This window comes from Caldimonas sp. KR1-144 (assembly GCF_049446155.1).
Taxonomy (GTDB): Bacteria; Pseudomonadota; Gammaproteobacteria; order Burkholderiales; family Burkholderiaceae_C; genus Rivibacter.
The window spans coordinates 120118-145257 of record NZ_JBMSEE010000009.1 but is presented as its reverse complement, the minus strand read 5'-3'; the positions used below and the strand labels follow the sequence as shown (position 1 = coordinate 145257).

At 68.1% G+C, this 25140-nt stretch carries 35 protein-coding genes and 1 tRNA gene; 33 read left to right on the top strand and 3 right to left on the bottom strand.

The window, feature by feature from the left end; genetic code table 11:
- Nucleotide 1 precedes the first annotated feature (1 nt).
- The 27 genes from rpsS to ACO2TI_RS19455 all read left to right on the top strand — a co-directional run bounded on the left by rpsS (nucleotide 2) and on the right by ACO2TI_RS19455 (nucleotide 14650).
- On the top strand, nucleotides 2–277 hold the full coding sequence (gene rpsS / locus ACO2TI_RS19585; RefSeq protein ID WP_423286863.1) for a 30S ribosomal protein S19: 276 nt from the start codon (nucleotides 2–4) through the stop codon (nucleotides 275–277).
- Between the two features lie 10 nt (nucleotides 278–287).
- Nucleotides 288–617: a 50S ribosomal protein L22 gene (gene rplV, locus ACO2TI_RS19580; protein WP_423286862.1), complete on the top strand. Its 330-nt coding sequence runs from the start codon at nucleotides 288–290 to the stop codon at nucleotides 615–617.
- A 13-nt stretch (nucleotides 618–630) separates the two neighbouring features.
- Nucleotides 631–1521, top strand: a complete 891-nt coding sequence (gene rpsC / locus ACO2TI_RS19575) for a 30S ribosomal protein S3 (RefSeq protein WP_423286861.1) — start codon at nucleotides 631–633, stop codon at nucleotides 1519–1521.
- 2 nt (nucleotides 1522–1523) lie between these two features.
- Nucleotides 1524–1940, top strand: a complete 417-nt coding sequence (rplP, locus tag ACO2TI_RS19570) for a 50S ribosomal protein L16 (protein WP_423286860.1) — start codon at nucleotides 1524–1526, stop codon at nucleotides 1938–1940.
- Between the two features lie 20 nt (nucleotides 1941–1960).
- On the top strand, nucleotides 1961–2161 hold the full coding sequence (rpmC, locus tag ACO2TI_RS19565; RefSeq protein WP_423286859.1) for a 50S ribosomal protein L29: 201 nt from the start codon (nucleotides 1961–1963) through the stop codon (nucleotides 2159–2161).
- Entirely contained in the window at nucleotides 2158–2433 is a 276-nt protein-coding gene (rpsQ, locus tag ACO2TI_RS19560; protein WP_423286858.1) for a 30S ribosomal protein S17, read from the top strand. Before rpmC ends, rpsQ begins: the two co-directional genes overlap by 4 nt.
- 135 nt (nucleotides 2434–2568) lie before the next feature.
- On the top strand, nucleotides 2569–3078 hold the full coding sequence (locus tag ACO2TI_RS19555) for a peroxiredoxin (RefSeq protein WP_423286857.1): 510 nt from the start codon (nucleotides 2569–2571) through the stop codon (nucleotides 3076–3078).
- Nucleotides 3079–3308: 230 nt separating this feature from the next.
- Nucleotides 3309–3677 carry a 50S ribosomal protein L14 gene (rplN, locus tag ACO2TI_RS19550; RefSeq protein ID WP_119156770.1) on the top strand — a complete coding sequence of 123 codons (369 nt, stop codon included), beginning with the start codon at nucleotides 3309–3311 and terminating at the stop codon, nucleotides 3675–3677.
- A gap of 26 nt (nucleotides 3678–3703) precedes the next feature.
- Nucleotides 3704–4030 (top strand): 50S ribosomal protein L24, encoded by a 327-nt coding sequence (gene rplX / locus ACO2TI_RS19545; RefSeq protein WP_423286856.1) that lies wholly within the window; start codon nucleotides 3704–3706, stop codon nucleotides 4028–4030.
- A gap of 14 nt (nucleotides 4031–4044) precedes the next feature.
- Nucleotides 4045–4584, top strand: a complete 540-nt coding sequence (gene rplE, locus ACO2TI_RS19540) for a 50S ribosomal protein L5 (RefSeq protein WP_423286855.1) — start codon at nucleotides 4045–4047, stop codon at nucleotides 4582–4584.
- 8 nt (nucleotides 4585–4592) lie between these two features.
- Entirely contained in the window at nucleotides 4593–4898 is a 306-nt protein-coding gene (gene rpsN / locus ACO2TI_RS19535) for a 30S ribosomal protein S14 (protein WP_423286854.1), read from the top strand.
- A 26-nt stretch (nucleotides 4899–4924) separates the two neighbouring features.
- Complete coding sequence (rpsH, locus tag ACO2TI_RS19530; RefSeq protein WP_423286853.1) at nucleotides 4925–5320, top strand: 30S ribosomal protein S8; 396 nt, start codon at nucleotides 4925–4927, stop codon at nucleotides 5318–5320.
- Nucleotides 5321–5338: 18 nt separating this feature from the next.
- Nucleotides 5339–5872, top strand: a complete 534-nt coding sequence (gene rplF, locus ACO2TI_RS19525) for a 50S ribosomal protein L6 (RefSeq protein ID WP_423286852.1) — start codon at nucleotides 5339–5341, stop codon at nucleotides 5870–5872.
- Nucleotides 5873–5882: 10 nt separating this feature from the next.
- On the top strand, nucleotides 5883–6248 hold the full coding sequence (gene rplR / locus ACO2TI_RS19520) for a 50S ribosomal protein L18 (RefSeq protein WP_423286851.1): 366 nt from the start codon (nucleotides 5883–5885) through the stop codon (nucleotides 6246–6248).
- A gap of 33 nt (nucleotides 6249–6281) precedes the next feature.
- Nucleotides 6282–6800: a 30S ribosomal protein S5 gene (rpsE, locus tag ACO2TI_RS19515; RefSeq protein ID WP_423286850.1), complete on the top strand. Its 519-nt coding sequence runs from the start codon at nucleotides 6282–6284 to the stop codon at nucleotides 6798–6800.
- A gap of 23 nt (nucleotides 6801–6823) precedes the next feature.
- Nucleotides 6824–7009 (top strand): 50S ribosomal protein L30, encoded by a 186-nt coding sequence (gene rpmD, locus ACO2TI_RS19510; protein ID WP_423286849.1) that lies wholly within the window; start codon nucleotides 6824–6826, stop codon nucleotides 7007–7009.
- Between the two features lie 22 nt (nucleotides 7010–7031).
- On the top strand, nucleotides 7032–7463 hold the full coding sequence (rplO, locus tag ACO2TI_RS19505; RefSeq protein ID WP_423286848.1) for a 50S ribosomal protein L15: 432 nt from the start codon (nucleotides 7032–7034) through the stop codon (nucleotides 7461–7463).
- A gap of 34 nt (nucleotides 7464–7497) precedes the next feature.
- A complete protein-coding gene (gene secY, locus ACO2TI_RS19500; protein ID WP_423286847.1) occupies nucleotides 7498–8808 on the top strand; it encodes a preprotein translocase subunit SecY in 1311 nt (436 codons plus the stop codon).
- 22 nt (nucleotides 8809–8830) lie between these two features.
- Nucleotides 8831–9049, top strand: coding sequence for a translation initiation factor IF-1 (infA, locus tag ACO2TI_RS19495; protein ID WP_009855680.1), 219 nt, complete (start codon nucleotides 8831–8833; stop codon nucleotides 9047–9049).
- A gap of 51 nt (nucleotides 9050–9100) precedes the next feature.
- A complete protein-coding gene (gene rpmJ / locus ACO2TI_RS19490; protein WP_009548427.1) occupies nucleotides 9101–9214 on the top strand; it encodes a 50S ribosomal protein L36 in 114 nt (37 codons plus the stop codon).
- A gap of 30 nt (nucleotides 9215–9244) precedes the next feature.
- Nucleotides 9245–9610: a 30S ribosomal protein S13 gene (gene rpsM, locus ACO2TI_RS19485; RefSeq protein WP_423286846.1), complete on the top strand. Its 366-nt coding sequence runs from the start codon at nucleotides 9245–9247 to the stop codon at nucleotides 9608–9610.
- Nucleotides 9611–9660: 50 nt separating this feature from the next.
- A complete protein-coding gene (gene rpsK, locus ACO2TI_RS19480; protein WP_423286845.1) occupies nucleotides 9661–10065 on the top strand; it encodes a 30S ribosomal protein S11 in 405 nt (134 codons plus the stop codon).
- A gap of 209 nt (nucleotides 10066–10274) precedes the next feature.
- A complete protein-coding gene (rpsD, locus tag ACO2TI_RS19475; protein ID WP_423286844.1) occupies nucleotides 10275–10898 on the top strand; it encodes a 30S ribosomal protein S4 in 624 nt (207 codons plus the stop codon).
- A 145-nt stretch (nucleotides 10899–11043) separates the two neighbouring features.
- Nucleotides 11044–12048, top strand: coding sequence for a DNA-directed RNA polymerase subunit alpha (locus tag ACO2TI_RS19470; protein WP_423286843.1), 1005 nt, complete (start codon nucleotides 11044–11046; stop codon nucleotides 12046–12048).
- 95 nt (nucleotides 12049–12143) lie between these two features.
- Entirely contained in the window at nucleotides 12144–12539 is a 396-nt protein-coding gene (gene rplQ, locus ACO2TI_RS19465; RefSeq protein ID WP_423286842.1) for a 50S ribosomal protein L17, read from the top strand.
- A gap of 131 nt (nucleotides 12540–12670) precedes the next feature.
- The gene (gene dsbD / locus ACO2TI_RS19460) at nucleotides 12671–14533 is read left to right on the top strand and encodes a protein-disulfide reductase DsbD (RefSeq protein WP_423286841.1); all 1863 of its coding nucleotides are present in this window, start codon (nucleotides 12671–12673) and stop codon (nucleotides 14531–14533) included.
- Between the two features lie 40 nt (nucleotides 14534–14573).
- Nucleotides 14574–14650: transfer RNA gene (locus ACO2TI_RS19455), tRNA-Met, on the top strand.
- A 70-nt stretch (nucleotides 14651–14720) separates the two neighbouring features.
- Here the strand turns inward: ACO2TI_RS19455 and ACO2TI_RS19450 are convergent.
- Both ACO2TI_RS19450 and ACO2TI_RS19445 read right to left on the bottom strand, forming a co-directional pair.
- Entirely contained in the window at nucleotides 14721–15392 is a 672-nt protein-coding gene (locus tag ACO2TI_RS19450) for a TetR/AcrR family transcriptional regulator (protein ID WP_423286840.1), read from the bottom strand.
- Between the two features lie 35 nt (nucleotides 15393–15427).
- The gene (locus ACO2TI_RS19445) at nucleotides 15428–17245 is read right to left on the bottom strand and encodes an amidohydrolase (RefSeq protein WP_423286839.1); all 1818 of its coding nucleotides are present in this window, start codon (nucleotides 17243–17245) and stop codon (nucleotides 15428–15430) included.
- Between the two features lie 313 nt (nucleotides 17246–17558).
- Here ACO2TI_RS19445 and ACO2TI_RS19440 point away from each other — a divergent pair, with 313 nt between their 5' ends.
- Nucleotides 17559–17723, top strand: coding sequence for a hypothetical protein (locus tag ACO2TI_RS19440; RefSeq protein ID WP_423286838.1), 165 nt, complete (start codon nucleotides 17559–17561; stop codon nucleotides 17721–17723).
- Between the two features lie 13 nt (nucleotides 17724–17736).
- On the opposite strand, the gene ACO2TI_RS19435 is transcribed toward ACO2TI_RS19440, so the two are convergent.
- Nucleotides 17737–18327 (bottom strand): helix-turn-helix domain-containing protein, encoded by a 591-nt coding sequence (locus tag ACO2TI_RS19435; RefSeq protein WP_423286837.1) that lies wholly within the window; start codon nucleotides 18325–18327, stop codon nucleotides 17737–17739.
- An 85-nt stretch (nucleotides 18328–18412) separates the two neighbouring features.
- Here ACO2TI_RS19435 and kbl point away from each other — a divergent pair, with 85 nt between their 5' ends.
- The 5 genes from kbl (at nucleotide 18413) to ACO2TI_RS19410 (ending at nucleotide 25066) form a co-directional block, all read left to right on the top strand.
- Nucleotides 18413–19609: a glycine C-acetyltransferase gene (gene kbl, locus ACO2TI_RS19430; RefSeq protein ID WP_423286836.1), complete on the top strand. Its 1197-nt coding sequence runs from the start codon at nucleotides 18413–18415 to the stop codon at nucleotides 19607–19609.
- Between the two features lie 10 nt (nucleotides 19610–19619).
- Nucleotides 19620–20582 (top strand): NAD-dependent epimerase/dehydratase family protein, encoded by a 963-nt coding sequence (locus ACO2TI_RS19425; RefSeq protein WP_423286835.1) that lies wholly within the window; start codon nucleotides 19620–19622, stop codon nucleotides 20580–20582.
- 208 nt (nucleotides 20583–20790) lie between these two features.
- Complete coding sequence (locus tag ACO2TI_RS19420) at nucleotides 20791–21495, top strand: response regulator transcription factor (RefSeq protein WP_423286834.1); 705 nt, start codon at nucleotides 20791–20793, stop codon at nucleotides 21493–21495.
- Nucleotides 21492–23129, top strand: a complete 1638-nt coding sequence (locus ACO2TI_RS19415) for a FecR domain-containing protein (protein WP_423286833.1) — start codon at nucleotides 21492–21494, stop codon at nucleotides 23127–23129. Before ACO2TI_RS19420 ends, ACO2TI_RS19415 begins: the two co-directional genes overlap by 4 nt.
- Nucleotides 23129–25066 carry a CHASE2 domain-containing protein gene (locus ACO2TI_RS19410; RefSeq protein WP_423286832.1) on the top strand — a complete coding sequence of 646 codons (1938 nt, stop codon included), beginning with the start codon at nucleotides 23129–23131 and terminating at the stop codon, nucleotides 25064–25066. Before ACO2TI_RS19415 ends, ACO2TI_RS19410 begins: the two co-directional genes overlap by 1 nt.
- Nucleotides 25067–25140 lie beyond the last annotated feature (74 nt).

Sequence of the window (25140 nt, the reverse complement as noted above, 5' to 3'; positions counted from 1 at the left end):
CATGACTCGTTCTCTGAAGAAGGGTCCGTTCGTGGACCATCACCTGGTCGCCAAGGTCGAAAAGGCCGTGGCCACCAAGGACAAGAAGCCGATCAAGACCTGGTCGCGCCGCTCCACCATCCTGCCCGAGTTCATCGGCCTGACGATTGCCGTGCACAACGGCAAGCAGCACGTGCCGGTGTATGTGAACGACCAGATGGTCGGCCACAAGCTCGGCGAGTTCGCTCTGACCCGCACGTTCAAGGGTCACCCGGGCGACAAGAAGGCCAAGAAGTAAGGAGCGCGCGATGGAAACCCGAGCAATCGTTCGCGGCGTGCGCCTGTCGGTCGACAAGGGTCGGCTGGTGGCGGACCTCATCCGCGGCAAGAAAGTGGGTCAGGCGCTCGACATCCTGGCGTTCACGCAGAAGAAGGCTGCCTTGATCATCAAGAAGGCGCTGGAGTCCGCGATCGCCAATGCCGAGCACAACGACGGCGCCGATATCGACGAGCTGAAGGTCAAGACCATCTACGTCGAGCAGGGCGCCACGCTCAAGCGCTTCACCGCGCGTGCGAAGGGCCGCGGCAATCGGATCAGCAAGCCGACCTGCCACATCTTCGTCACCGTCGGCAACTGAGGCCAGGAAGACCATGGGACAGAAAATCCATCCGGTGGGCTTCCGCCTGCCCGTGACCCGCAATTGGTCGTCGCGCTGGTACGCGTCGAGCCGCAACTTCGGCCAGATGCTGGCCGAAGACCTGCAGGTTCGCGAGTTCCTGAAGACGCGCCTGAAGAATGCCGCGGTGTCGCGCATCCTGATCGAGCGTCCGGCCAAGAACGCGCGCATCACCATCTTCTCGGCGCGTCCGGGCGTGGTGATCGGCAAGAAGGGCGAGGACATCGAGAACCTGAAGGCCGAACTGACCCGCCGTCTCGGCGTGCCGGTCGCGGTCAACATCGAAGAGATCCGCAAGCCGGAAGTCGATGCCCAGCTGATCGCCGACTCGATCACCCAGCAGCTCGAGAAGCGCATCATGTTCCGCCGCGCGATGAAGCGTGCGATGCAGAATGCGATGCGCCTGGGCGCACAGGGCGTGAAGATCATGTCGGCCGGTCGCCTGAACGGCATCGAGATCGCGCGCACCGAGTGGTATCGCGAAGGCCGCGTGCCGCTTCACACGCTGCGCGCCGACATCGACTACGGCTTCTCGGAAGCCAAGACCACCTACGGCGTCATCGGCGTCAAGGTCTGGGTCTACCGCGGTGACCGCCTGGCCAACGGCGAGGCGCCCACGCTGAAGGGCGGCGACGAGCGCGAAGACGATCGTCGCAACCGTCGTGGCCCGCGCGGCGACCGTCCGGGCGGCGATCGCCGTCCGAGCGGCGGCCGTGGCGGTCCGGGTCGCGCGCCGCGCGCCGACGCGGCGCCGGCCGACGGCTCCGACAAGCCGGCCGAAGCCGCCGCTCCCGCAGGCGATGCCAAGGCCCCGGCCGTCAAGCGCGTGCGCAAGGTCGCCGCGCCTGGCGCGAAAGGAGATTAAACATGCTGCAACCCGCTCGTCGGAAATACCGCAAGGAGCAGAAGGGCCGCAACACCGGCGTTGCCACGCGTGGCGCCAACGTGTCGTTCGGCGACTTCGGCCTGAAGGCCACCGAACGCGGCCGCATCACCGCTCGCCAGATCGAGGCCGCGCGTCGCGCGATCTCGCGTCACGTGAAGCGCGGTGGCCGCATCTTCATCCGCATCTTCCCGGACAAGCCGATTTCGCAGAAGCCGGCCGAAGTGCGCATGGGTAACGGCAAGGGCAACCCCGAGTACTACGTCGCCGAGATCCAGCCGGGCAAGGTCCTGTACGAGATCAACGGCGTGCCCGAGGCGCTCGCTCGCGAAGCCTTCACGCTGGCCGCTGCCAAGCTGCCGCTGAAGTGCACCTTCGTCGCGCGCCAGGTTGGCGCCTGAAGCGGCAGCAAGGAACTGACATGAAAGCATCCGAACTCCGCAGCAAGGACGTGGCGGCGCTCGAGCAGGAGGTCAAGGACCTCCTCAAGGCGCACTTCGGCCTGCGCATGCAAAAGGGCACCCAGCAGCTGAGCAACACCGCCAGCCTGGGCCAGACCCGTCGCGCCATCGCTCGCGCCAAGACCATCCTGGCCGAGAAGAAGAAGGGAGCCGCGCAATGACGCAAGCTCAAGCCACCGAGAAGAACACGCGCACACTGGTTGGCCGCGTCGTCAGCGACAAGCGCGCGAAGACGATCACCGTCCTGGTCGAGCGCCGCATCAAGCACGAGCTCTACGGCAAGATCGTGGCCCGCTCGCGCAAGTACCACGCGCATGACGAGAACGGCGAGTACCACCTCGGAGACGTCGTCGAGATCGCCGAAGGCCGGCCGATCTCGAAGACCAAGTCATGGGTCGTGACCCGCCTGGTCGAGAAGGCGCGCAGCGTCTGAAGCTGACCTCGGCTCAGGGACATCCGTGACCCTGGACCGCGACGACCGGTGCGCTGGCAAGCTGGCGCCCGGTCGTTTTGTTTTTCCGCGGCAAGCCGATGGCGCGCCGCTCCATCAAGTGCAAGGAGGCCCGCAATGATCAAGGTCGGAGACAAGCTGCCCGGCGGCACGCTGCAGGAGTACGTGGAAGTCGAAGGAGAGGGTTGCTCGATCGGCCCCAACAACTTCGACATCGCCAAGGCCACTGCCGGCAAGACGATCGCGATCTTCGGGCTGCCGGGCGCTTTCACGCCCACCTGCTCGGCCAAGCACGTGCCGGGCTTCGTCGAGCTCGCGCCCAAGTTCAAGGCGGCCGGCGTCGACGAGATCTGGTGCGTGTCGGTCAACGACGCCTTCGTGATGGGCGCCTGGGCGCGCGATCAGAAGACCGAAGGCAAGGTGCGCATGATGGCCGACGGAAGCGCTGACTTCGCCAGGGCGACGGGCCTCACGCTCGATCTCAGCGCCCGCGGCATGGGGCTGCGCTCGAACCGCTACTCGATGCTGGTCAAGGACGGCGTGGTCAAGGCGCTCAATGTCGAGGCGCCGGGCAAGTTCGAGGTGAGCGATGCCCAGACCTTGCTGGGCCAGGTTGCCGGCGCTTGACACGCACGGGCAACTAAGGGATACTGCCAAGCTTCGCCGGGAAACCGGTCTGCGACTTGCGCGAGGTCACTCGCGTTTTGCCTAGCGGCAGCCAAAGCGCGCAGATCGGCTCTCGGTCTCACCCTGCGGCGGGTGGGGTTCGTCGGATCGGGCGGGCCTTGCTCCACGGGACCAAGACTGCTTGCGTTGCGCTCATGGTGGGCGCCTCGCGAGGCAAGTTGGGGACAGACATGATCCAAATGCAATCGCGGCTCGACGTCGCGGACAACACGGGCGCGAAGAGCGTCATGTGCATCAAGGTGCTCGGCGGCTCCAAGCGTCGCTACGCCGGCATTGGCGACATCATCAAGGTCTCCATCAAGGAGGCTGCGCCGCGTGGTCGCGTGAAGAAGGGCGAGGTCTACAGCGCCGTCGTCGTTCGCACCGCCAAGGGCGTTCGCCGCCAGGACGGCTCGCTGGTGAAGTTCGACGGCAACGCCGCCGTACTGCTGAACAACAAGCTCGAGCCGATCGGCACGCGCATCTTCGGCCCCGTGACGCGCGAGCTGCGTTCGGAGCGCTTCATGAAGATCGTGTCGCTCGCGCCGGAAGTGCTCTGACGCTGACGTTCGGCAAAGGACAGGTCATGAACAAGATTCGCAAGGGCGACCAGGTCATCGTGCTGACTGGCCGCGACAAGGGCAAGCGCGGCACCGTGTCGCTGCGCGTCGATGCCGACCACCTGCTGGTCGATGGCGTCAATGTCGTCAAGAAGCACGTCAAGCCCAATCCCCTGAAGGGTACGACCGGTGGCATCGTCGACAAGACGATGCCGATCCACCAGTCGAACGTGGCGATTTACAACCCGGTGTCGGCCAAGGCCGACCGCGTGGGCATCAAGCTCCTGGCCGACGGCAAGAAAGTGCGCGTCTTCAAGTCCAGCGGCGAAGAGATCCCGGCGCCCAAGGCCTGACGCGAGAGGTTCACATGGCTCGTCTGCAACAGTTCTACCGCGACAAGGTCGTGGCCGACCTCGTCAAGAAGTTTGGCTACAAGTCGGTGATGGAGGTGCCCCGCCTCGAGAAGATCACGCTCAACATGGGCGTGAGCGAAGCGGTGTCCGACAAGAAGGTCATGGAGCACGCCGTTGGCGACCTGACCAAGATCGCCGGCCAGAAGCCCGTCGTCACCAAGTCGAAAAAGGCCATCGCGGGCTTCAAGATCCGCGAGAACGTGCCCATCGGCTGCATGGTCACGCTGCGTGGCGTGCGCATGTACGAATTCCTGGATCGCTTCGTGACGATCGCGCTGCCTCGCGTGCGCGACTTCCGCGGCATCTCGGGTCGCTCGTTCGACGGCCGTGGCAACTACAACATCGGCGTCAAAGAACAAATCATCTTCCCGGAGATCGAGTACGACAAGATCGACGCTCTCCGCGGCATGAATATCAGCATCACGACGACCGCGAAGACCGACGAGGAGGCCAAGGCCCTGCTCGCCGCCTTCAAGTTCCCGTTCAAGAACTGAGGTGCCCTGTGGCCAAGCTTTCTCTCAAGCAACGTGAGCAAAAGCGCGAACAGCTGGTTGCCAAGTTCGCGAAGAAGTACGCCGAACTGAAGGCGATCATCGACGACGCCAGCAAGTCGGACGAAGAGCGTTATCTCGCGCGCCTGGCGCTGCAGAAGCTGCCGCGCAACGCGAACCCGACCCGCCTGCGCAACCGCTGCGAGCTGACCGGCCGCCCCCGCGGCACGTTCCGCACCTTCGGTCTGGCGCGTACCAAGATCCGTGAGCTGGCGTTCAAGGGCGACATCCCCGGTGTCGTCAAGGCCAGCTGGTAAGTCGGCGCTGATCCAGGAGTCATCCCATGAGCATGAGTGATCCCATCGCCGACATGCTGACGCGCATCCGCAACGCGCAGATGGTCGAAAAGGCCGTCGTCGCGATGCCTGCGTCGAAGCTGAAAGTCGCGATCGCCCAGGTCCTGAAGGACGAGGGCTACATCGACGGTTTCGCCGTCAAGGCCGAGGCCAACAAGCCCGAGCTCGAGATCTCGCTGAAGTACTACGCCGGCCGTCCGGTGATCGAGCGTCTCGAGCGCGTGAGCCGTCCCGGCCTGCGCATCTACCGTGGTCGCCATTCGATCCCGCAGGTCATGAACGGCCTCGGCGTGGCGATCGTGACCACGCCCAAGGGCGTGATGACGGACCGCAAGGCCCGCGCTGCCGGTATCGGCGGCGAGGTGCTGTGCTACGTCGCCTGACGCGAAGGAGCTCAAGCAATGTCCCGCGTTGGAAAGATGCCCGTCGCCGTCCCGCAAGGCGTGGACGTGTCGATCACGGCCGAGCAGATCAGCGTCAAGGGTCCGCTGGCGACCCTGGTGCGCCCGGTCAACCAGCTGGTCACGGTCAAGAACGAAGGCGGCAAGCTGACGTTCACGCCGCAAGACGAGACCGCCGCCGCGAACGCGATGAGCGGCACGATGCGTGCGCTGGTCGCGAACATGGTCAATGGCGTCAGCAAGGGCTTCGAGAAGAAGCTCACGCTGGTCGGCGTGGGCTTCCGTGCCCAGGCTCAAGGCGCCAAGCTGAACCTGCAGATCGGCTTCTCGCATCCGGTGGTCAAGGAAATGCCCGCCGGCATCAAGGTGGAGTGCCCGACCCAGACCGAGATCCTGATCAAGGGTTCGGACCGCCAGGTCGTGGGCCAGATCGCCGCCGAAGTGCGCGCGATCCGTCCGCCCGAGCCGTACAAGGGCAAGGGGATCCGCTACGCCGATGAGCGTGTGGTCCTCAAGGAAACGAAGAAGAAGTAAGGAGCACGCGATGTTGAACAGCAAAGAGCAGCGTCTGCGCCGTGCCCGTCAAACCCGCGTGCGCATTGCCCTGCAGCGCGTTGCGCGTCTGACGGTCTTCCGCTCCAACCTGCACATCTACGCAAGCGTCATCTCCGACGACGGCCAGAAGGTGCTTGCCAGCGCCTCGACCGCCGAGAAGGAAGTGCGCGAGCAGCTCGGCGCCGCCGGCAAGGGCGGCAATGCCGCCGCTGCCGCGATCGTCGGCAAGCGCATCGCCGAGAAGGCCAAGGCCGCCGGCATCGAGAAGGTCGCGTTCGACCGCGCCGGCTTCGCCTACCACGGCCGCGTCAAGGCGCTGGCCGAGGCAGCGCGCGAAGCGGGCCTGCAGTTCTGATCGGCGCGCGACACAAGGCGAAGGACAAAGCAAATGGCTAAGTTTCAACCGAAGGTTGCCGACGAAGGTCGCGACGACGGGATGCGCGAGAAGATGATCCAGGTCAATCGCGTGACCAAGGTCGTCAAGGGTGGCCGCACGATGAGCTTCGCGGCGCTGACCGTGGTCGGCGACGGCGACGGCCGCGTCGGCATGGGCCAGGGCAAGGCCAAGGAAGTGCCCGTGGCGGTGCAGAAGGCCATGGAAGCGGCCCGCCGCAACATGGTCAAGGTCAGCCTGAAGGACGGCACGATCCATCACAACGTGGTGGGCGAGCACGGCGCAGCCAAGGTGCTGCTGGCGCCGGCCGTGGCCGGTACCGGCGTGATCGCCGGCGGCCCGATGCGCGCGATCTTCGACGTCATGGGCGTCAAGGACATCGTCGCCAAGAGCCTGGGCTCGAGCAATCCGTACAACATGGTCCGTGCCACGTTCGCGGCGCTGACGGCCTCGACCACGCCGGCCGAGATCGCGGCCAAGCGCGGCAAGACGGTCGAAGAGCTCTTCAACTGAGCGGCGGCTTCGGAGCATTCATCATGACGACGCAGAAGAAGACGGTCACCGTCAAGCTGGTCAAGAGCCCGATCGGTACGCGCGAGTCGCATCGCGCCACCGTCGCCGGTCTCGGCCTGCGCAAGCTGAACAGTGTCTCCACGCTGGAAGACACGCCGGCGGTGCGCGGCATGATCAACAAGATCAGCTACCTCGTGCAGGTGCTCTGAGCACGGCGCGCTGGAGAACACGATGCAACTGAACACGATCAAGCCGGGCGCGGGTGCCAAGCACGCCAAGCGTCGCGTCGGCCGCGGCATCGGCTCGGGCCTGGGCAAGACCGCGGGTCGCGGCCACAAGGGTCAGAAGTCGCGCGCCGGTGGCTACCACAAGGTGGGCTTCGAAGGCGGCCAGATGCCGCTGCAGCGTCGCCTGCCCAAGCGCGGCTTCAAGTCGACGACCGCCAAGTACAACGCCGAGATCTCGCTCGCCGCGCTGCAAAAGCTCGCGGCCGACGAGGTCGATCTGCTCACGCTCAAGCAAGCCGGCCTGGTGCCCGAGCTCGCCAAGAACGTGAAGGTGATCAAGTCCGGCGAGCTGACCAAGAAGGTCGTGCTCAAGGGCATCGGCGCGACCGCGGGCGCGAAGGCCGCGATCGAAGCCGCGGGCGGCTCGCTCGCCTGACGGCTGAATCGGCTCGCAACACCGGAACCACCGCGTGGCAACGAACGCAACCCAGTTGGCCAAGACCGGCAAGTTCGGCGACCTGCGTCGCCGGCTTGTCTTCCTGGTGCTCGCCCTCGTGGTCTACCGGATCGGGGCGCATATCCCCGTGCCCGGCATCGACCCGAACCAGCTGCAGCAGCTGTTCAAGGGCCAGCAGGGCGGCATCCTGAGCCTGTTCAACATGTTCTCCGGCGGTGCGCTGTCGCGCTTCACCGTCTTCGCGCTGGGCATCATGCCCTACATCTCGGCGTCGATCATCATGCAGCTGATGACCTACGTGGTGCCGAGCCTGGAGGCGCTGAAGAAGGAAGGCGAGGCGGGTCGCCGCAAGATCACGCAGTACACGCGCTACGGCACGCTCGGCCTCGCGATCTTCCAGTCGCTGGGCATTGCGCTCGCGCTGGAAGGCTCGGCCGGGCTGGTGCTGAACCCGGGCGTGGGTTTCCGCATGACGGCGGTCGTGAGCCTGGTGGCCGGCACGATGTTTCTGATGTGGCTCGGCGAGCAGATCACCGAGCGCGGTCTGGGCAACGGCATCTCGATCATCATCTTCGCGGGCATTGCCGCGGGGCTGCCGAGCGCGCTTGGCGGGCTGTTCGAGCTGGTGCGCACCGGTGCGATGAGCATCCTGGCGTCGCTGTTCATCATCGCGATTGTGTTGGTCGTGACCTACCTCGTCGTCTTCGTCGAGCGTGGCCAGCGCAAGATCCTGGTGAACTACGCCAAGCGCCAGGTTGGCAACCGTGTCTACGGCGGCCAGTCGTCGCACCTGCCGTTGAAGATCAACATGGCCGGTGTGATCCCGCCGATCTTCGCGTCGTCGATCATCCTGCTGCCGGCCACGGTGGTGAGCTGGTTCGCCACGGGCGACAGCCTGCGCTGGCTGAAGGACATCGCCTCGGCGCTGTCGCCGGGTCAGCCGATCTACGTGATGCTGTATGCCGCGGCGATCGTGTTTTTCTGCTTCTTCTATACGGCGCTCGTGTTCAACAGCCGCGAGACCGCCGACAACCTGAAGAAGAGCGGCGCGTTCATTCCGGGCATCCGCCCGGGCGAACAGACCGCGAAGCACATCGACAAGATCCTTGGCCGGCTGACGCTCGGCGGCGCCGTGTACATCACCGCCGTGTGCCTGCTGCCGGAGTTCCTGGTGCTCAAGTACAACGTGCCGTTCTATTTCGGCGGCACGTCCCTGCTGATCATCGTTGTCGTGACGATGGACTTCTGGGCCCAGGTGCAGAGTTACGTGATGAGTCAGCAGTACGAATCGCTGCTCAAGAAGGCCAATTTCAAGGCCAGCTGAACAAAGGAATCACGGCGCACATATGGCGAAGGATGATGTCATCCAGATGCAGGGCGAGATCCTCGAGAACCTGCCCAATGCGACGTTCCGCGTGAAGCTGGAAAACGGGCATGTGGTTCTCGGGCATATCTCGGGAAAGATGCGCATGCACTACATCCGCATCCTGCCGGGCGACAAAGTCACCGTCGAATTGACGCCCTACGATTTGAGTCGGGCTCGCATCGTCTTCCGGGCGAAGTGAGCGACAAGCGAAAGCCCCGGAAGCACGCTAGAGGAAGTCTAGGAGAAGACCATGAAGGTAGCCGCATCGGTCAAGAAGATGTGCCGCAACTGCAAGATCATCCGCCGCAAGGGTGTGGTGCGCGTGATCTGCACCGACCCGCGCCATAAGCAGCGCCAGGGCTGATCGACAGCGCTTAAGGCATAGAGGACGAACATGGCACGTATCGCCGGCATCAATATTCCGCCGCACAAGCACGCGGAGATCGGTCTGACCTCGATCTACGGCATCGGCCGTACGACCGCCCAGAAGATCTGCACGACTTGCGGCATCCCCTTCGACAAGAAGATCAAGGACCTGACCGACTCGGATCTCGAGAAGATCCGTGACGCCGTCGGCCAGCTCACGATCGAAGGCGATCTGCGTCGCGAGACCACGATCAACATCAAGCGACTGATGGACCTGGGCTGCTATCGCGGCTTCCGCCATCGTCGCGGCCTGCCGGTGCGCGGTCAGCGCACGCGCACGAACGCGCGCACCCGCAAGGGCCCGCGCAAGTCGCCGACCGCGCAGAAGAAGTGACGCGCGAGCATCTCGCACTGCACCGCGCCTGACACTGAAAGAGATCTAGCATGGCCAAAGCACCTGTCAACAACGCCGCCTCGCGCGTTCGCAAGAAGGTCCGCAAGAACGTTGCGGACGGCATTGCGCACGTCCACGCGTCGTTCAACAACACCATCATCACGATCACCGACCGCCAGGGCAATTCGCTGTCGTGGGCGTCGAGCGGCGGCCAGGGCTTCAAGGGCTCGCGCAAGTCGACCCCGTTCGCGGCCCAGGTGGCGGCGGAAAACGCCGGTCGCGCGGCGATCGACCAGGGCATCAAGAACCTGGAAGTTCAGATCAAGGGCCCCGGCCCGGGTCGCGAATCGTCGGTGCGCGCGCTGGCCTCGCTGGGCATCCGCATCGTGTCGATCTCCGACGTGACGCCGATCCCGCACAACGGCTGCCGCCCGCAGAAGCGTCGCCGCATCTAAGGTTCGGGCGCGCCCGACGGCGCGCTACAATTCGGGGTTTCCCGACAAGCCGGCTTGGCCCTCGTGCCTCGCCGGCTCTTTCGCTGAAGCGCCGGCCTCGCGCATTGCCAGGCCGAACTTCGATAAGCCCACCGTCTGAGCGTTCAGAACAATACCCGCCAGACTCGCGCAGCCTTTGAAGGCCGCGTCAGACAACGAAGGAAAGCAACGTGGCACGTTACCTCGGCCCCAAGGCCAAACTGTCCCGCCGTGAAGGCACCGACCTGTTCCTGAAGAGCGCTCGCCGCGCCATCAGCGACAAGGCGAAGTTCGAATCCAAGCCCGGCCAGCATGGCCGTACCTCGGGTTCGCGCACCAGCGACTTCGGCATCCAGCTGCGCGAGAAGCAGAAGGTCAAGCGCATGTACGGCGTCCTCGAGCGCCAGTTCCGCCGCTATTTCGCCGAGGCAGAGCGCCGCAAGGGCAACACCGGCGCCAACCTGCTGTCGCTGCTCGAATCGCGCCTGGACAACGTCGTCTATCGCATGGGCTTTGCGTCGACCCGCGCCGAAGCGCGCCAGCTGGTCTCGCACAAGGGCATCGTGGTGAACGGCGAGGTCGTCAACATCGCTTCCTATCTCGTGAAGGTCGGCGACACGGTCGCCGTGCGCGAGAAGGCCAAGAAGCAGCTGCGCGTCACCGAAGCCATGAAGCTGGCCGAGTCGATCGGTCTGCCGGCCTGGGTGCAAGTCGATGCGGCCAAGCTCGAAGGCGTGTTCAAGAAGGTGCCGGACCGCGACGAGTTCGGTGCCGAGATCAACGAGTCGCTCATCGTCGAGCTCTACTCGCGCTGATCCATCAGACATCGCGCGCGGCCGCCGGCCGCGCGCGCTTCCCTCGCGCCGGCTTGCCGGGCACGTCGCGAGGCGTACGCGCCCGGCATGGTCCGCCAGCCTTATCGGTGTAACGAGCCGAGGGTATTGAGAGGAACAGGACTCAATGCAAACGAATCTGCTGAAGCCCAAAGCCATCAACGTCGAGCCGCTGACCGCCCCGCTGGGTGGTGCCCAGCGTGCCAAGGTCACGCTCGAGCCGTTCGAGCGCGGCTACGGCCACACTCTGGGCAACGCGCTGCGCCGCGTGCTGCTGTCGTCGATGGTGGGCTACGCGCCGACCGAAGTCACGATCGCCGGCGTGCTGCACGAGTACTCGGCCATCGACGGCGCCCAGGAAGACGTCGTCCACATCATGCTCAACCTCAAGGGCGTGGTGTTCAAGCTGCACAACCGCGACGAAGTCACGCTGGTGCTGCGCAAGGACGGCGAAGGCCCGGTCACCGCAGGCGATATCCAGACGCCGCACGACGTCGAAATCATCAACCCGGAGCATGTGATCGCCCACCTGTCGCAAGGCGGCAAGATCGACATGCAGATCAAGGTCGAGAAGGGCCGCGGCTACGTGCCGGGCAGCCTGCGCCGCTATGGCGACGAGCCGACCAAGTCGATCGGCCGCATCGTCCTCGACGCCTCGTTCTCGCCGGTCAAGCGCGTGAGCTACACCGTCGAGAGCGCGCGCGTCGAGCAGCGCACCGACCTCGACAAGCTCGTGATGGAGATCGAGACCAACGGCGCGATCACGCCGGAGGAAGCGATCCGCGCGTCGGCCAAGATCCTGGTCGAACAGCTCGCCGTGTTCGCGCAGCTCGAGGGCAGCGAGCTGGCCGCCTTCGAGGCGCCGGCCGCGTCGCGCCAGCAGCAGTTCGACCCGATCCTGCTGCGCCCGGTTGACGAGCTCGAACTTACCGTGCGTTCGGCCAACTGCCTGAAGGCCGAGAACATCTACTACATCGGCGACCTGATCCAGCGCACCGAGACCGAGCTGCTCAAGACCCCGAACCTGGGTCGCAAGTCGCTCAACGAGATCAAGGAAGTGCTGGCTTCGCGCGGCCTCACGCTGGGCGCGCGCCTCGAGAACTGGCCGCCGCAAGGCCTCGACAAGCGTTAATGAGAGAGTGGCCGCGCGGTCGAACGACGCGCGCGGCCGGTGCACCCGCCAGTACCTGATCCGGCTGGCGGAAGACATAAGGAAAGGAAAGCACCATGCGTCACCGTCAAGGGCTTCGTAAGCTCAACCGCACCAGCTCGCACCGTCTCGCGATGCTGCGCAACATGGCCAATTCGCTCATCGAGCACGAGGCCATCAAGACCACGGTCCCCAAGGCCAAGGAACTGCGCCGCGTCGTCGAGCCGCTGATCACGCTGGCCAAGGAACCCACCGTCGCCAACAAGCGCCTGGCCTTCGACCGCCTGCGCAACCGCGACAACGTGGTCAAGCTCTTCGGCGAGCTGGGCCCGCGCTACCAGGCGCGGCCGGGCGGCTACACCCGCATCCTGAAGATGGGCTTCCGCGTCGGCGACAACGCGCCGATGGCCTTCGTCGAGCTGGTTGACCGCCCCGAGCCGACCGAAGCCGCGGCCGAGCCGGCCGCCGAGTAAAGCCCCAGGCGAGCGCGCAGCGTTCGCCCAAGCGATAGAGTGTCAAGGCCAGCCTCGAGCTGGCCTTGTCGCATCTGCTCCTGACGTCGTTGCCGATGAATCCACGCGCCGTTCGCCTTGCCTCCGCCCGAATGCTCGCGGCGCTGCTTGTGCTGCTCTTCCTCGCGCTCGCCGCGCGTGCCGCAGACGACTTCCTGCCGCCGGAGCAGGCTTTCAAGCTGAGCGCGGTCGCACGCGACGAGCGCACGGTCGAGCTGCGCTTCGAGGCGGCCGACGGCTACTACCTCTATCGAGAGCAGTTCAAGTTCGCGGCCACCGATGCCGCGGTGCGCCTGGGCGCGATCGACCTGCCGCGCGGCAAGGTCAAGTACGACGAGACCTTCGAGAAGGACGTCGAAACCCTGCGCGGCGCGATCGTGGTCGCGGTGCCCGTCGAGGCGGCGCCGGCAAGGTTCGCGCTGCAAGTCACCAACCAGGGCTGTGCCGACCAGGGCCTGTGCTATCCACCCCAGACGCGCGAGGTCAGCGTGTCCCTCGCGGGGTTTGGCGGCGACGGCAAGGTGGCACTGGGCGGCCCCGCCGGTGGCGGCCCGCTCGCCGGCTTGACCACGGCAGCGCCTGCTGCAACCGCCACGGTGGCAGTGGACATCAACACCGGCGACGGCCGTATCGACGCGGCGCTGCGCGGCGGCCGCTGGTGGAGCGTCGTCGCGGTGTTCTTCGCCGCCGGCGTGCTGCTGTCGTTCACGCCTTGCGTGCTGCCGATGCTGCCGATCCTGTCGTCGCTCATCGTCGGCGGCGGGCACGCGGCCAGCCGCGGCCGCGGCCTGGGCCTGGCGGCCAGCTACTCGCTCGGCATGGCACTCGTCTACACGGCGCTCGGCGTGGCGGCCGGCCTGGCGGGCGAGGGCCTGGCCGCGGCACTGCAGACGCCGTGGGTGCTGACGGTGTTCGCGCTGTTGATGGCGCTGCTGTCGCTGTCGATGTTCGGCTTCTACGAGCTGCAGTTGCCCAGCGCGTGGCAAGCGCGCTTGTCGGGTACGGCCAACCGCGTGCGCGGCGGCCATCTGGCCGGCGTCTTCGTGATGGGCGGCTTGTCGGCGCTGATCGTGAGCCCGTGCGTGGCCGCGCCGCTGGCCGGCGCGCTGCTCTACATCAGCCAGTCGCGCGATGTGATGTTGGGTGGCGGCGCTCTCTTCGCATTGGCGGCCGGCATGAGCGTCCCGCTGCTGCTCATAGGGGCCTCGGCTGGGGCCCTGTTGCCGCGTGCCGGTGCATGGATGGAGTCGGTCAAGCGCTTCTTTGGCCTGCTGCTGTTGGGCGTGGCGGTGTGGATGATCTCGCCTGTCGTGGCGCCGCCCGTGGTCTTGCTGCTCTGGGGCGCGTGGCTGCTGCTGGCGGCGTGCCTGCTGCACCCGTTCTCGCCGTCGAACGGCGGCGCGTCGCGGCCGTTCGTGCAGGCGCTGGGCGTGCTGCTTGGCATTGGCGCGCTGCTTCAACTCGCTGGCGCGGCCGCCGGTGCCAACGATCCGCTCAAGCCGCTGGCACCGTTCACCGGCATCGCGGCCATGCCTGCAGTCCCGGCGACCGCTGGTGGTGCCGGCGCCAAGAGCAGCGCCCCAGCGGCCGCGGCGCCTCATGGCGTGAGCTTCCGCCGCATCCGCAACGTCGCCGAACTCGACGCCGCGCTGCGCAGCGCCGGTCGCCCCGTGATGCTGGACTTCTATGCCGACTGGTGCGTGAGCTGCAAGGAGATGGAGCGCTTCACCTTCAGCGACACAGCCATCCGCGCGCGTCTCGAGAAGGCCCTGCTGCTGCAGGCCGACGTGACGGCCAATTCGGCCGATGACAAGGCGTTGCTCGCGCGCTTCAAGCTGTTCGGCCCGCCCGGCATCGTGTTCTTCGACGCGCAAGGCCGGGAGCAGGCGCAGCGCGTGATCGGGTTCCAGAACACCGAGCGCTTTGGCAAGAGCCTCGAGGCCGTGGGCCTGTAGCGCTCGAGGAAGCGAAACCTGCTATACTTTCAGCTTCAGTCGCGGAGTGGAGCAGTCTGGTAGCTCGTTGGGCTCATAACCCAAAGGTCGCAGGTTCAAATCCTGCCTCCGCAACCAAGGAACATCGAGCTTTCCGCTCACCGCAAACGCCCACCGCCGAGTGGGCGTTTTGCTTTCCGAGTGATGCTCAAGAGCATCGGCGATCCGAGCGCCGCCGCGGAAAACACTCACGCAGCAGCGCGAAGGTCTGTCGTCGCTGCCAGCGGCGCACCCAGCGGGCCTGCTCGGGCGGCATGCGGCCCGCGAGCGTGAGCGCGGAGTCGATCTGCACGTAGAGCATGCGCGCGAAGGCCTCGAGACGCTCATCGGGCCACGAGACGCCGTGATGTCGCAGCCAGGCGGCCCAGAACGCCGCCGTCACTGTTTCGTGTTCAGCCTCAAGTTCGCGCAGCACCGGCACGATGGCCATCGGCGGCGCGAGATGCTTCCAGTTCCAGTCGTTGCCGGGCAGGCCCTCGAGTTCATCGAAGACGTCGCGCAGCGACCGCAGCATCGGCGTCTTGTCGTCGCCGGATGCGAACGCGGCGCGATGGCGGGCATAGACGCCTTGCACCTGCTGCACCCACTGCTCCGCAAGCGTGTAGAGGATGGCCTCCTTGCTCGCGAAGTACTGGTAGAGCGACGCGATGTCGACGCCGGCCTCGCGCGCGATGTGGTTGGTGGTGAGGCGCTGCAGGCCGTCGCGCTCGAGCAGCACGCGCGCGGCGGCGAGGATGCGCGTGACCATCTCGCGCGAGCGCGCCTGGCGCGGCTCGCGGCGAAAGAAGCTGCTGTCGGCTTCGGTCCTGGGGCCCGGCATGGGGCCGCAGGATACCGAAGCCGATGGCGCGGGCATCAGTCGCGGTGCGGACCATGCAAGTGCGCCCCGCGACGCAGCGTGGCGCTGCGCGACGACGCCTTCTCGCGTGCGACGAGGCGGGCGGCATCTGCGATCGCCGCATCGAAGGCGCGCCGGCCGTCGAGCAGTGTGAGCTGCACCGAGGCTTCGTGGATCTGCTCCGGCGCGATCGCCGTGAGGTCGCGGTCGAGCACGATCACGTCGGCCTGCTTGCCCGCTTCCAGCGATCCGGTGTTCGCGTCCTGCTGCAGCGCCTTGGCCGCATTGATCGTGTAGGCGGCCAGCATGTCGTCGAGCGTCACGCGCTCCTCGGCATTGAGCACGAGGCCGTTCTCGGGGTTGGTGCGCAGCACGCCGGTCTGGATCGCCAGCAGCGGGTTCTCGGTCGAGACGGGCCAGTCGCTGCTGCCCACCAGCAGCGCGCCGGCATTGCGCAGGCTCGCGGCCGGGTACATGTAGCGAAAGCTGGCCGCGTCGATGTAGGGCTTCAGCGCGTCGATCGTGTAGACGTCCGGAATGGCCCACAGCAGCTGCATGTTGGCTATCACGTCGAGCTGCGCAAAGCGTGCAAAGTCGGCCGGATCGACCAGCTGCAGGTGCGTGATCTGGTGACGCCGCGTGCTCGCGCCGTTGCGCTCGCGCGCATGCTGGAACGCGTCGAGCGCGCCACGCGCGGTGGCGTCGCCGATCGCATGCACATGGACCGTGAAGCCCTCCTTGTCGAGCCGTTCGACATAGCGGTTGAGCACGGGCTGCTCGAAGTAGCGTCCGCCGTAGTTCGTGGTCGGCTGCCCGTGGCCGTCGAGATAGGGTTTGAGCACGGCCGCGGTCTGCGTGGGGAACTCGATCACGCCATCGGCGAACACCTTGACCGAGTCGGCGCGCAGCCGCGGGTGGCCGCTCGCGTACTGGTCGCGCAATGCCCTCAGGCGCGCGTACTCCGCCTCGTCGTCGGCCACGATGGAGGCCAGTGCGGCGCGCACGCGCACGCTGAGCGCTTGCTGCTGTTCCAGCGCGGCATAGACCTCGAGCACGTCGGGCGTTGCGAGCGGATCCTGGATCGAGGTGATGCCGAACGCGTTGTGCTGCGCGAGCGCGAGCTTCGCCTTCTCCACGCGCTGCACCAGCGTCGGCGCGGGAATCGCGGCGGCGGCCAGCTCGATCGCCGGCGGGTCCTTGAGAAAGCCGGTCGGGTTGCCTTGTGCATCGCGCTCGATCTGGCCGCCCGCCGGGTCCGGCGTCGACGCATCGATGCCTGCCAGTTGCAACCCGAGCGTGTTGACCCAGGCTGTGTGGTGGTCGCTGCCGCGCAGCAGCAGCGGCCGGTTCGCCAGCATCAGGTCGAGGTCGGCCTTGTTCATCACCAGGCCGGCCGGATTGACGTTGACGACCTCGAACCATTGGTCGGTCTCGGCCGACCCCGCCGCGGCCACGCAGGCCTGCACCGCGGCGCGGATCTGTTCGACCGTCAGCGCCGCATCGTCGAGGCTGCACTTGCCGAGCTCCAGGCTGCCGAGCGCGCTGTGGATGTGTGCGTCGATGAAGCCGGGCAGCACCATGCGGCCATCGAGCTCGATCACCTCGGTGTCGCGGCCGATGTAGGGCCGCACCGAGGCGTCGTCGCCGACCGCGACGATGCGCTCGCCGCGGATCGCGATCGCGCCGGCGACCGTGCGCTGCGCGTCCATCGTGTGGACCTTGCCGCCGCGCAGCACCATCGTTGCCGGCTCGACGCCGTCGCCGCCGCAGCCAGCCACCAATGCCACTGCGGCGGCCGCGATGGTGCCCGCCCATGCCCATGTCGACCGCTTCATGCCGCGTCCTTTGCTGTTTGTGTTGATGCCAGTATTTACTGGCTATTTCATTGAACACGAGCAGCAAAGGGCTGACAACCGGGGGCTTGCCCGCAGTCGTGCCCGTCGATCGCCGGCACATCTGGACGGCCATCGGGGGTCTGGCGCACAATTTGGCGGCATGTGCAACATAAGTGAGCACTTAGCATCAGATCGCTCCGATCTCGAGGCCTGCGACCAGATGCAAGCGTTGTGATCCGACGAACGGCGTGTCATCCGGCCCGTGGGGGCGTTCGTTATGAAAGCTCTCGCCGATTCGCAAGCACTTCGAACCATGCAGAACTCAGCCACGCACCGTCAGCCCGTTCGCAAGGCGGCCGACCGCAATTTCGAGCCCAAGCTCGACAAGGGCCCCAAGTTCGAGGCGTACTACATCGCTCCCGCCGAGAGCACCCGCCGCAGCCTGGCGCGCGCACGCCGGCTCGACCAGAAGCGCTGAGCCGGTACTTGGCTCAGGCGCTGTGCATCACCACCAGCAGCGCCGTCGCGGCGCTCTTGCCCACGTTGCGGATCGCATGCGCTCGGTCCACCCGGTAGCGCGCCGTCTCCCCGTGCTTCAGCCGCTGGCTTTCGTCGCCTGAAGTCACTTCGACGCTGCCGCTGAGCACCGTGAGGTGCTCGCGCGAGCCCGGTTCATGCGCCTGGGACACCAGCGCGCCGCCGGGCTGAAGAATCAGCTCGTACCACTCGAACTGCCCGGCCAGCTCGATCGGCCCGAGGATGCGCAGCTCATGGCTGCCGTCCGGGCTGCGCAGCGTCGGCGTGGCCTGCGCGGCCACCGTCACGATCGCCGGCTCGACCGGCTGATCGCCGTCGAGCAGCCCGGCCAGGCCCACGCCGAGCGCATTGGCCAGCCGCCAGACCACCGCCACCGTCGGGTTGGCCTGGTTGCGCTCGATCTGCGACAGCATCGACTTCGACACCCCCGCCTTGCGCGACAGCTCGTCGAGCGACAGCCCCTGCTCGGCGCGCAGGCGGGCGAGCGTGGCACCGACGCGCGGCGGTTCGGGAGCTGGGGCGGGGCGGGCGCGGGCCATGTTCAATGCGGCGGCATTCGTTCTCTATAATGGATCGGAGTTCGAAATACCGAACTCGTCCAATCGCCACGCAGTTTAGCCGCCGACCGCCATGACCACCGCCTTTCTTGCCCACATCCGCGCTGAGCTCGACCAGACCCGTGCCGCCGGCCTGTTCAAGGACGAGCGCGTGATCGTCACGCCGCAGGGCGCGCTGGTGCGCACCAGCGACGGCCGCGAGGTCATCAACCTGTGCGCGAACAACTACCTCGGCCTGTCGTCGCATCCACGCGTGATCGAGGCGGCGCACGAGGCGCTGCGCACGCACGGCTACGGCATGAGTTCGGTGCGCTTCATCTGCGGCACGCAGGACCTGCACAAGCGGCTCGAATCGCGCATTGCCGAGTTCGTCGGCTGCGAGGACGCGATCCTCTATGCGGCGGCCTTCGACGCCAACGGCGGCCTGTTCGAGCCGCTGCTCGGCGAGCAGGACGCGATCGTCAGCGACGAGCTGAACCACGCCTCGATCATCGACGGCATCCGCCTGTGCAAGGCCAAGCGCTTTCGCTACAAGCACAACGACATGGCCGACCTCGAGCGCTGCCTCGAGGAAGCCAAGGCCGCAGGCGCGCGCTTCACGCTGGTGTTCACCGACGGCGTGTTCTCGATGGACGGCACGATCGCGCAGCTCGACCGCATCCGCGCGCTGGCCGACCGCTTCGGCGCGCTGGTCGGCGTGGACGAATGCCACGCTAGCGGCTTCGTCGGCCGCACCGGCCGCGGCACGCCCGAGCACCGCGGCGTGTTCGGCAAGATCGACATCATCACCGGCACCTTCGGCAAGGCGCTGGGCGGCGCGTCGGGCGGCTTCACGGCCGCCAAGCGCGAGGTGGTCGAGCTGCTGCGCCAGCGCTCGCGGCCCTATCTGTTCTCCAACACGCTGATGCCCGCGATCGCCGGCGCGTCGCTGGCGGTGCTCGACCTGCTCAGCGAAAGCACCGCGCTGCGCGACAAGCTCGAGGACAACACGCGCTACTTCCGCCAGGCCATCCAGGACGCCGGCTTCGAGATCAAGCCGGGCGAGCACGCGATCGTGCCGATCATGGTCTACGACGCCGTCAAGGCGCAGCAGCTCGCCAAGCGCCTGCTGGAGCTGGGCGTCTACGTGGTCGGCTTCTTCTACCCGGTGGTGCCGCAAGGGCAGGCGCGCATCCGTACCCAGCTCTCGGCGGCGCATGACCGCGCGCAGCTCGAGCGCGCGGTGGCCGCGTTCGCGCAAGCCGGCCGCGAGCTCGGCCTGGTGAAGTGAGGAGGCGGGCATGAGCAGTGGGCGCATCCTCGTCATCGGCGCCAACGGCCAGATCGGCACCGAGCTCACCGAGGCGCTGGCCGCGCGCCATGGCGCGGACGCCGTGGTCGCGAGCGACATCGCGCCGTCCTCGCCGCTCGCGCAAGCCTTGCCCGCGCTGCGCTACGAGCGACTCGACGCACTCGACAAGCCCTCGCTCGAACGCGCGATCGAGCGCCACGACATTGGCCAGGTCTACCTGCTCGCGGCCGCGCTGTCGGCGCGCGGCGAGCAGCATCCCGACTGGGCCTGGCAGCTCAACATGGCCAGTCTGCTCAACGTGCTCGAGCTCGCGCGCGAGCGCAGCCTGCGCGTCTTCTGGCCCAGCTCGATCGCCGCGTTCGGGCCGACAACGCCCAGGCAGCGCACGCCGCAGACCACGGTGATGGAGCCGAGCACGGTCTACGGCATCAGCAAGCTCGCCGGCGAGGGCTGGTGCCGCTGGTACCACGCCCACCATGGCGTCGACGTGCGCAGCCTGCGCTACCCGGGCCTCGTGAGCTACAAGGCGCAGCCCGGCGGCGGCACGACCGACTACGCGATCGACATCTTCCATGCCGCCAAGCGCGACGGCCGCTACAGCTGTTTCCTCGCGGCCGACACGGCGTTGCCCATGATGTACATGCCCGACGCGATCCGCGCGACGCTGGCGCTGATGGATGCACCCGCCGAGCGCATTCGCGAGCGCGGCTCGTACAACCTGGCCGGCATCAGCTTCACGCCGGCCGAGCTGGCCGCGGCGATCCAGCGCCGGCTGCCGTCGTTCTCGATCAGCTACGCGCCCGACTTCCGCCAGGCCATCGCCGAGAGCTGGCCGCAGTCGATCGACGACAGCGTCGCGCGCCGCGACTGGGGCTGGGCGCCGCAGTTCGATCTGGAAGCGATGGTGGACGACATGCTCGTGCATGTCGTGCCGGTGGCGCGCGCCGCGTAGTCGCAGCGCTTCGGACCCCGGCGCCCGCGACTCGCGCGCCGGGCCCGTCTGCCGCACGACGCTGACGCGAGCTTGTCATCGTGCCGTGCAAGGCCGCCTGCGTGCGAAGTTCATCAGATCCTGATGCCCACGCCCCGAGATGGGCGAGAGCGAAATTTCGTCCTGCGCGTCAGAATCGCCGCTGGTCATCAGGAAAGTGCCGTCGGTCATGCAGGTCGCCGTTCTCGACGACGATATCCACCAGCTCGAACTCCTCTCGCGCGCCGTCGAGGCCCTCGGCCATGACTGTCACCGCTTCGAAACCGGTGCGGCCCTGCTGCAGGCGCTGAAGCGCTCCACCTTCGACCTGATGCTGCTCGACTGGGAGCTGCCCGATATGGTGGGCCTGGACGTGCTGCGCACGCTGCGACTGCAGCATCGCGCCCGCACGCCGGTGATCCTCGTCACCCACCGCGACGACGAGCGCGACGTCGTGCAGGCCCTGAGCAGCGGCGCCGACGACTACCTGGTCAAGCCGGTGCGCGGCGCCGAGCTGAAGGCGCGCGTTCTGGCGCTGCTTCGGCGCGTCTACGAAAACCCGCGTGCCGCACACCGCTACGGCGACTTCGTGTTGCAGCCCGAGCTGTGCTCGGTGATGTACCGCGGCGAGGCGGTCGCGCTGAAGCAGCGCGAGTTCGACCTCGCGCTGTGCTTCTTCACACACCTCGGCCAAGTGCTGTCGCGCAGCTACCTGATGCACACGGTCTGGGGCCACGATGCCGACATCCCGACCCGCACGCTCGACACCCACGTCTCAGCCCTGCGCAACAAGCTCGTGCTGCGGCCCGAGCGCGGCCTGCGGCTGAGCGCGGTCTACGGTCACGGCTACCGGCTCGAGGCGGTCACCGCTCCAGCGGCCGAGGGCGACGCATGAGCTTGCGCCTTCTTACGGCGGCGACCACGGTCGCCGCCTTGCTCGGTGCGGCCGCCGCGCAGGCCCAGGACGACACGGTCGACTATGAGGTCCAGCGCGGCGAGTCGCTCTACCTGATCGCGCAGCGGTTGTTCGAGGATGCCCGCCAGTGGCCGCTGGTCGCGCGGCTCAACCGGCTCGCGCAGCCCGCGAAACTGCAGCCGGGCCAGCGGCTGCAGCTGCCGCTGGCGCTGCTCAAGGGCGAGCCGGTGACGGCGCGCGTCGAGTACGTGCGCGGCCCGGTCCGCGCCGACGGCGCCACGCTGCGCATCGGCGACACGCTGGGCGAGGGCGCGTCGCTCGAGGTCGGCGCCCAGGGTTTCGTCAGCCTGCGGCTGCACGACGGCTCGCTGCTGCAGCTGCAGTCGAACAGCCGCTCGAAGCTGCTGCGGCTGCGCGAGCTGGCGCAGGCGCGCCGGGGCAGCACGCTGATCCAGCTCGACAAGGGCCGCGTGGACGCGACGGCCGCGCCGCAGTCGCCCGGCTCGCGCTTCGAGGTGAAGACGCCGCTGGCCACCACCGGCGTGCGCGGCACGCGCTTCGGCGTCGCCGTCGCGGCGCAGGGCCAAGGACCGGTGACGGCCGACGTCGTCGAGGGCCGCGTCGAGGTGCAGGCCGGGCGGGGCCAGCCGGCAGCGGTAGCCGCTGGCCACGGCGCGGTCGTGCAACGCGGCGCGGCACCGCTGCTCAAGCCCTTGCTGCCCGCGCCCGGGCTGCCGCGGCTCGACGAGCGCGTCGAGCGCATGCCGGGCACGCTGCCCTTGCGCGCCGCGGCGTCAGCGGCACGCGTGCGCGTCGAGCTGAGCGACGACGACAGCTTCGCGCGCGTGCTGGCCACCGTCGAAGGGCCGCTGCCGCTGGCGGTCGACGGCCTGCCCGACGGCCGCTACCGCGTGCGCGCCCGGGCGATCGACGAGCACGGCCTGCTCGGCGAGGAGGCGCTGGGCGGCGTGTGGATCAAGACCGAGCCGGTCGCGCCGCTGGCGCGCTCGCCGCTCGACGGCCAGGTCAGCGCCCCGCGCGAGGTCGAGATCGTCTGCACCGAGGTGCCGCAGGCGCAGGGCTACTTGCTGCAAGTCGCCACCAACGACCGCTTCGATCCGCTGCTGCTCGAGCGGCGCAGCGAAGGCGGGCGCTGCCGCTTCGCGCTCGACGAGCTGCCCGAAGGCGAGATCCGCTGGCGCGTCGCCTCGCTCGCGCCCGATGCGGGCCGGCTCGAGCGCGGTCCGTTCAGCGATGCCGGCCGGTTCCGCGTCGTGCCGCTGCCGCAGCCGCCGCAGGGCGAGCAGATCGCGATCGACGGGAACAGCGTGCAATGGACGCCGGCGCCGGGCCTGCGCTATCGCGTGCAGGTCGCCGCCGACACGGGCTTCGCGCAGCTGCTGCAGGACCAGGAGGTCAGCGGCGGCCGCCTGGAACTGGCCGTCGCGCCGCGCTGCGCGCCCTATGCGCTGCGGCTGCAGGCGATCGACGAGCACGGACGACGCTCGCCGTTCTCGCCGCCGCGGCTGGTGCATACCGACGCCGACGTGTGCACCGGCGACGGCACGCCGCTGCGCTTCGGCGACGGCCAGGCGGTGCGGCTGAGCCGCTGATGCCGGCGGCACGCCCCGCGCGGCGGCTGCGCGGCCTGCAAAGGCGGCTGCGCGGGATGCTGTGGCTGCTGTTCGCGCTCGGCGTCGCGGCGCTCGGCGCGGTCAACGGCCTCGGCCGCGTCGACGCGCTGATCGCCGACCGCCTGCTGGCCTGGACGCCGCGACCGGCGCCGGCCGACGTCGTGATCGTCGCGATCGACGACGCCAGCCTCACGGCGCTGGGCCGCTGGCCATGGCCTCGGGTGGTGCATGCGCAACTGCTCGATGCGCTGACGCCGATGCGGCCGCGCGCCGTCGGCCTCGACCTGCTGTTCTCCGAGCCGGACGACGATGACGATCGCGTGCTGGCCGATGCGATGCGGCGCAACGGCCGCGTCGTGCTGCCGCTGCGCATGGCGCCGCTGCAAGGCGGCGAGGCCATCGTCTCGCTGCCGGTGCCGGTGCTCGCGAGCGCGGCCGCCGGCCTCGGCCATCTGCATGTCGGGCTCGAAGCCGACGGCATCGCGCGCGGCGTCTTCCTGCGCGAAGGCTTCGGCAACGTGCTGTGGGACCACTTCGCCTGGTCGCTGGCGCGGGTCGCCGGCGTCGCGCCGCGCCTGCCGGCCGGGCGTCACGAAGCGGCTGATGCCGAGGCCGAGGCGGCGCGCTGGTGGCGCCGCGAGCAGCACTTCCCGATCCCGTTCAGCGGGCCGCCCGGCCACCTGCGGCGGCTGTCGTACGTCGACGTGCTCGAAGGCCGCGTCGATCCGGCGCAGATCCGCGACGCGATCGTGCTTGTCGGTGCCACCGCGCCCGGCCTGAGCGACGCCTACCTGACGCCGGTCAGCGGCCGCGGCGCGCTGATGCCCGGCGTCGAGATCGCGGCGCAGGCGCTCGACGCGCTGCGCGAGGGGCGTTGGCTGCGCAGCACCTCGCCGGCCGAGGGCGCCGCGCTTGCCGTCGCGCCGCTGCTGCTGGCGATGGCGGCGCTGCGCTTCCTGCGTCCGCGCGCCGCGCTGCTGCTCACGCTGGCGCTGCTGCCCGCCGTGCTCGCACTGGCCTGGTGGCTGCGCCACGCATTCGCGCTGCAGTGGCCGCCGGCGGCCGCCATGCTCGGCTTGCTGCTGCTGTATCCGCTGTGGAGCTGGCACCGGCTCGAGACCGCGCTGAACTACCTCGAGCGCGAGTTCAAGCGCAACTTGCGCCGCTTGCCGCCCGACGAACGCGCCGGGCTCGCGCCGGCGGCCGGCGACCTGCTTGATCGCCGCATCGCCGCGCTGTCGGCCGCGGCGCAGCAGCTGCGCTCGCTCGAGCGCCAGCGCGAGGAGGCGGTGCGTTTCCTCTCGCACGACTTGCGCGCGCCGCTGTCGGCCACGCTGGCGCTCATCGAGATGCGCCCGCGTGGCGCCGATCTCGCCGCGATCGAGTCGCACACGCGGCGCGCGCTGGCGCTGGCCGAGGGCTTCATTCAGCTCGCGCGCGCCGGCTCGGCGCACGGCTACCGCATGGAAACGCTGGACCTGCGCGACCTGCTGATCGAGGCGATCGACGGCTGCTGGCCGCAGGCGCAGCGGCGTTCGGTCGAGATCGTCGGCGACGGCGGCGACGATGAATGCCTGATCACCGGTGACCGCACGATGCTCACGCGCGCGCTGCTCAACCTGATCGACAACGCACTTCGTCACGGCAGCCGTGCCGGCGATCGCGTGCACTGCCGGCTCGCGCGCAGCGAGTCCGGCTGGCGCGTCGAGGTGGCAGATTCGGGCGCACCGCTGTCGCCCGAGACCGCGGCCGAGCTGTTCCTGCCGTTTCGCCGCGGGCGCGGCGAGGCTGGCGGCGCGGGCCTCGGCCTGGCCTTCGTGAGCGCGGTCGCGCGCCGGCACGAAGGCCGCGCCGCCTGGCAGGCCCACGCGATGGGCAACGTCTTCTTCATCGAGCTGCCGCCCGCCCGGCACTGACGAAGCCGCCGCGCGTGGCCGCTCGCGGGCCGCGCTTCGTGTCCTGGTGCACGTTCGCGGTGAACGAATGTCAA

Coding starts and splice junctions, on each gene's coding strand:
- rpsS (WP_423286863.1), top strand. CDS start 2: ATGACTCGTTCTCTGAAGAAGGGTCCGTTCGTGGACCATCACCTGGTC.
- rplV (WP_423286862.1), top strand. CDS start 288: ATGGAAACCCGAGCAATCGTTCGCGGCGTGCGCCTGTCGGTCGACAAG.
- rpsC (WP_423286861.1), top strand. CDS start 631: ATGGGACAGAAAATCCATCCGGTGGGCTTCCGCCTGCCCGTGACCCGC.
- rplP (WP_423286860.1), top strand. CDS start 1,524: ATGCTGCAACCCGCTCGTCGGAAATACCGCAAGGAGCAGAAGGGCCGC.
- rpmC (WP_423286859.1), top strand. CDS start 1,961: ATGAAAGCATCCGAACTCCGCAGCAAGGACGTGGCGGCGCTCGAGCAG.
- rpsQ (WP_423286858.1), top strand. CDS start 2,158: ATGACGCAAGCTCAAGCCACCGAGAAGAACACGCGCACACTGGTTGGC.
- ACO2TI_RS19555 (WP_423286857.1), top strand. CDS start 2,569: ATGATCAAGGTCGGAGACAAGCTGCCCGGCGGCACGCTGCAGGAGTAC.
- rplN (WP_119156770.1), top strand. CDS start 3,309: ATGATCCAAATGCAATCGCGGCTCGACGTCGCGGACAACACGGGCGCG.
- rplX (WP_423286856.1), top strand. CDS start 3,704: ATGAACAAGATTCGCAAGGGCGACCAGGTCATCGTGCTGACTGGCCGC.
- rplE (WP_423286855.1), top strand. CDS start 4,045: ATGGCTCGTCTGCAACAGTTCTACCGCGACAAGGTCGTGGCCGACCTC.
- rpsH (WP_423286853.1), top strand. CDS start 4,925: ATGAGCATGAGTGATCCCATCGCCGACATGCTGACGCGCATCCGCAAC.
- rplF (WP_423286852.1), top strand. CDS start 5,339: ATGTCCCGCGTTGGAAAGATGCCCGTCGCCGTCCCGCAAGGCGTGGAC.
- rplR (WP_423286851.1), top strand. CDS start 5,883: ATGTTGAACAGCAAAGAGCAGCGTCTGCGCCGTGCCCGTCAAACCCGC.
- rpsE (WP_423286850.1), top strand. CDS start 6,282: ATGGCTAAGTTTCAACCGAAGGTTGCCGACGAAGGTCGCGACGACGGG.
- rpmD (WP_423286849.1), top strand. CDS start 6,824: ATGACGACGCAGAAGAAGACGGTCACCGTCAAGCTGGTCAAGAGCCCG.
- rplO (WP_423286848.1), top strand. CDS start 7,032: ATGCAACTGAACACGATCAAGCCGGGCGCGGGTGCCAAGCACGCCAAG.
- infA (WP_009855680.1), top strand. CDS start 8,831: ATGGCGAAGGATGATGTCATCCAGATGCAGGGCGAGATCCTCGAGAAC.
- rpmJ (WP_009548427.1), top strand. CDS start 9,101: ATGAAGGTAGCCGCATCGGTCAAGAAGATGTGCCGCAACTGCAAGATC.
- rpsM (WP_423286846.1), top strand. CDS start 9,245: ATGGCACGTATCGCCGGCATCAATATTCCGCCGCACAAGCACGCGGAG.
- rpsK (WP_423286845.1), top strand. CDS start 9,661: ATGGCCAAAGCACCTGTCAACAACGCCGCCTCGCGCGTTCGCAAGAAG.
- ACO2TI_RS19470 (WP_423286843.1), top strand. CDS start 11,044: ATGCAAACGAATCTGCTGAAGCCCAAAGCCATCAACGTCGAGCCGCTG.
- rplQ (WP_423286842.1), top strand. CDS start 12,144: ATGCGTCACCGTCAAGGGCTTCGTAAGCTCAACCGCACCAGCTCGCAC.
- dsbD (WP_423286841.1), top strand. CDS start 12,671: ATGCTCGCGGCGCTGCTTGTGCTGCTCTTCCTCGCGCTCGCCGCGCGT.
- ACO2TI_RS19450 (WP_423286840.1), bottom strand. CDS start 15,392: ATGCCGGGCCCCAGGACCGAAGCCGACAGCAGCTTCTTTCGCCGCGAG.
- ACO2TI_RS19445 (WP_423286839.1), bottom strand. CDS start 17,245: ATGAAGCGGTCGACATGGGCATGGGCGGGCACCATCGCGGCCGCCGCA.
- ACO2TI_RS19440 (WP_423286838.1), top strand. CDS start 17,559: ATGCAGAACTCAGCCACGCACCGTCAGCCCGTTCGCAAGGCGGCCGAC.
- kbl (WP_423286836.1), top strand. CDS start 18,413: ATGACCACCGCCTTTCTTGCCCACATCCGCGCTGAGCTCGACCAGACC.
- ACO2TI_RS19425 (WP_423286835.1), top strand. CDS start 19,620: ATGAGCAGTGGGCGCATCCTCGTCATCGGCGCCAACGGCCAGATCGGC.
- ACO2TI_RS19420 (WP_423286834.1), top strand. CDS start 20,791: ATGCAGGTCGCCGTTCTCGACGACGATATCCACCAGCTCGAACTCCTC.
- ACO2TI_RS19415 (WP_423286833.1), top strand. CDS start 21,492: ATGAGCTTGCGCCTTCTTACGGCGGCGACCACGGTCGCCGCCTTGCTC.
- ACO2TI_RS19410 (WP_423286832.1), top strand. CDS start 23,129: ATGCCGGCGGCACGCCCCGCGCGGCGGCTGCGCGGCCTGCAAAGGCGG.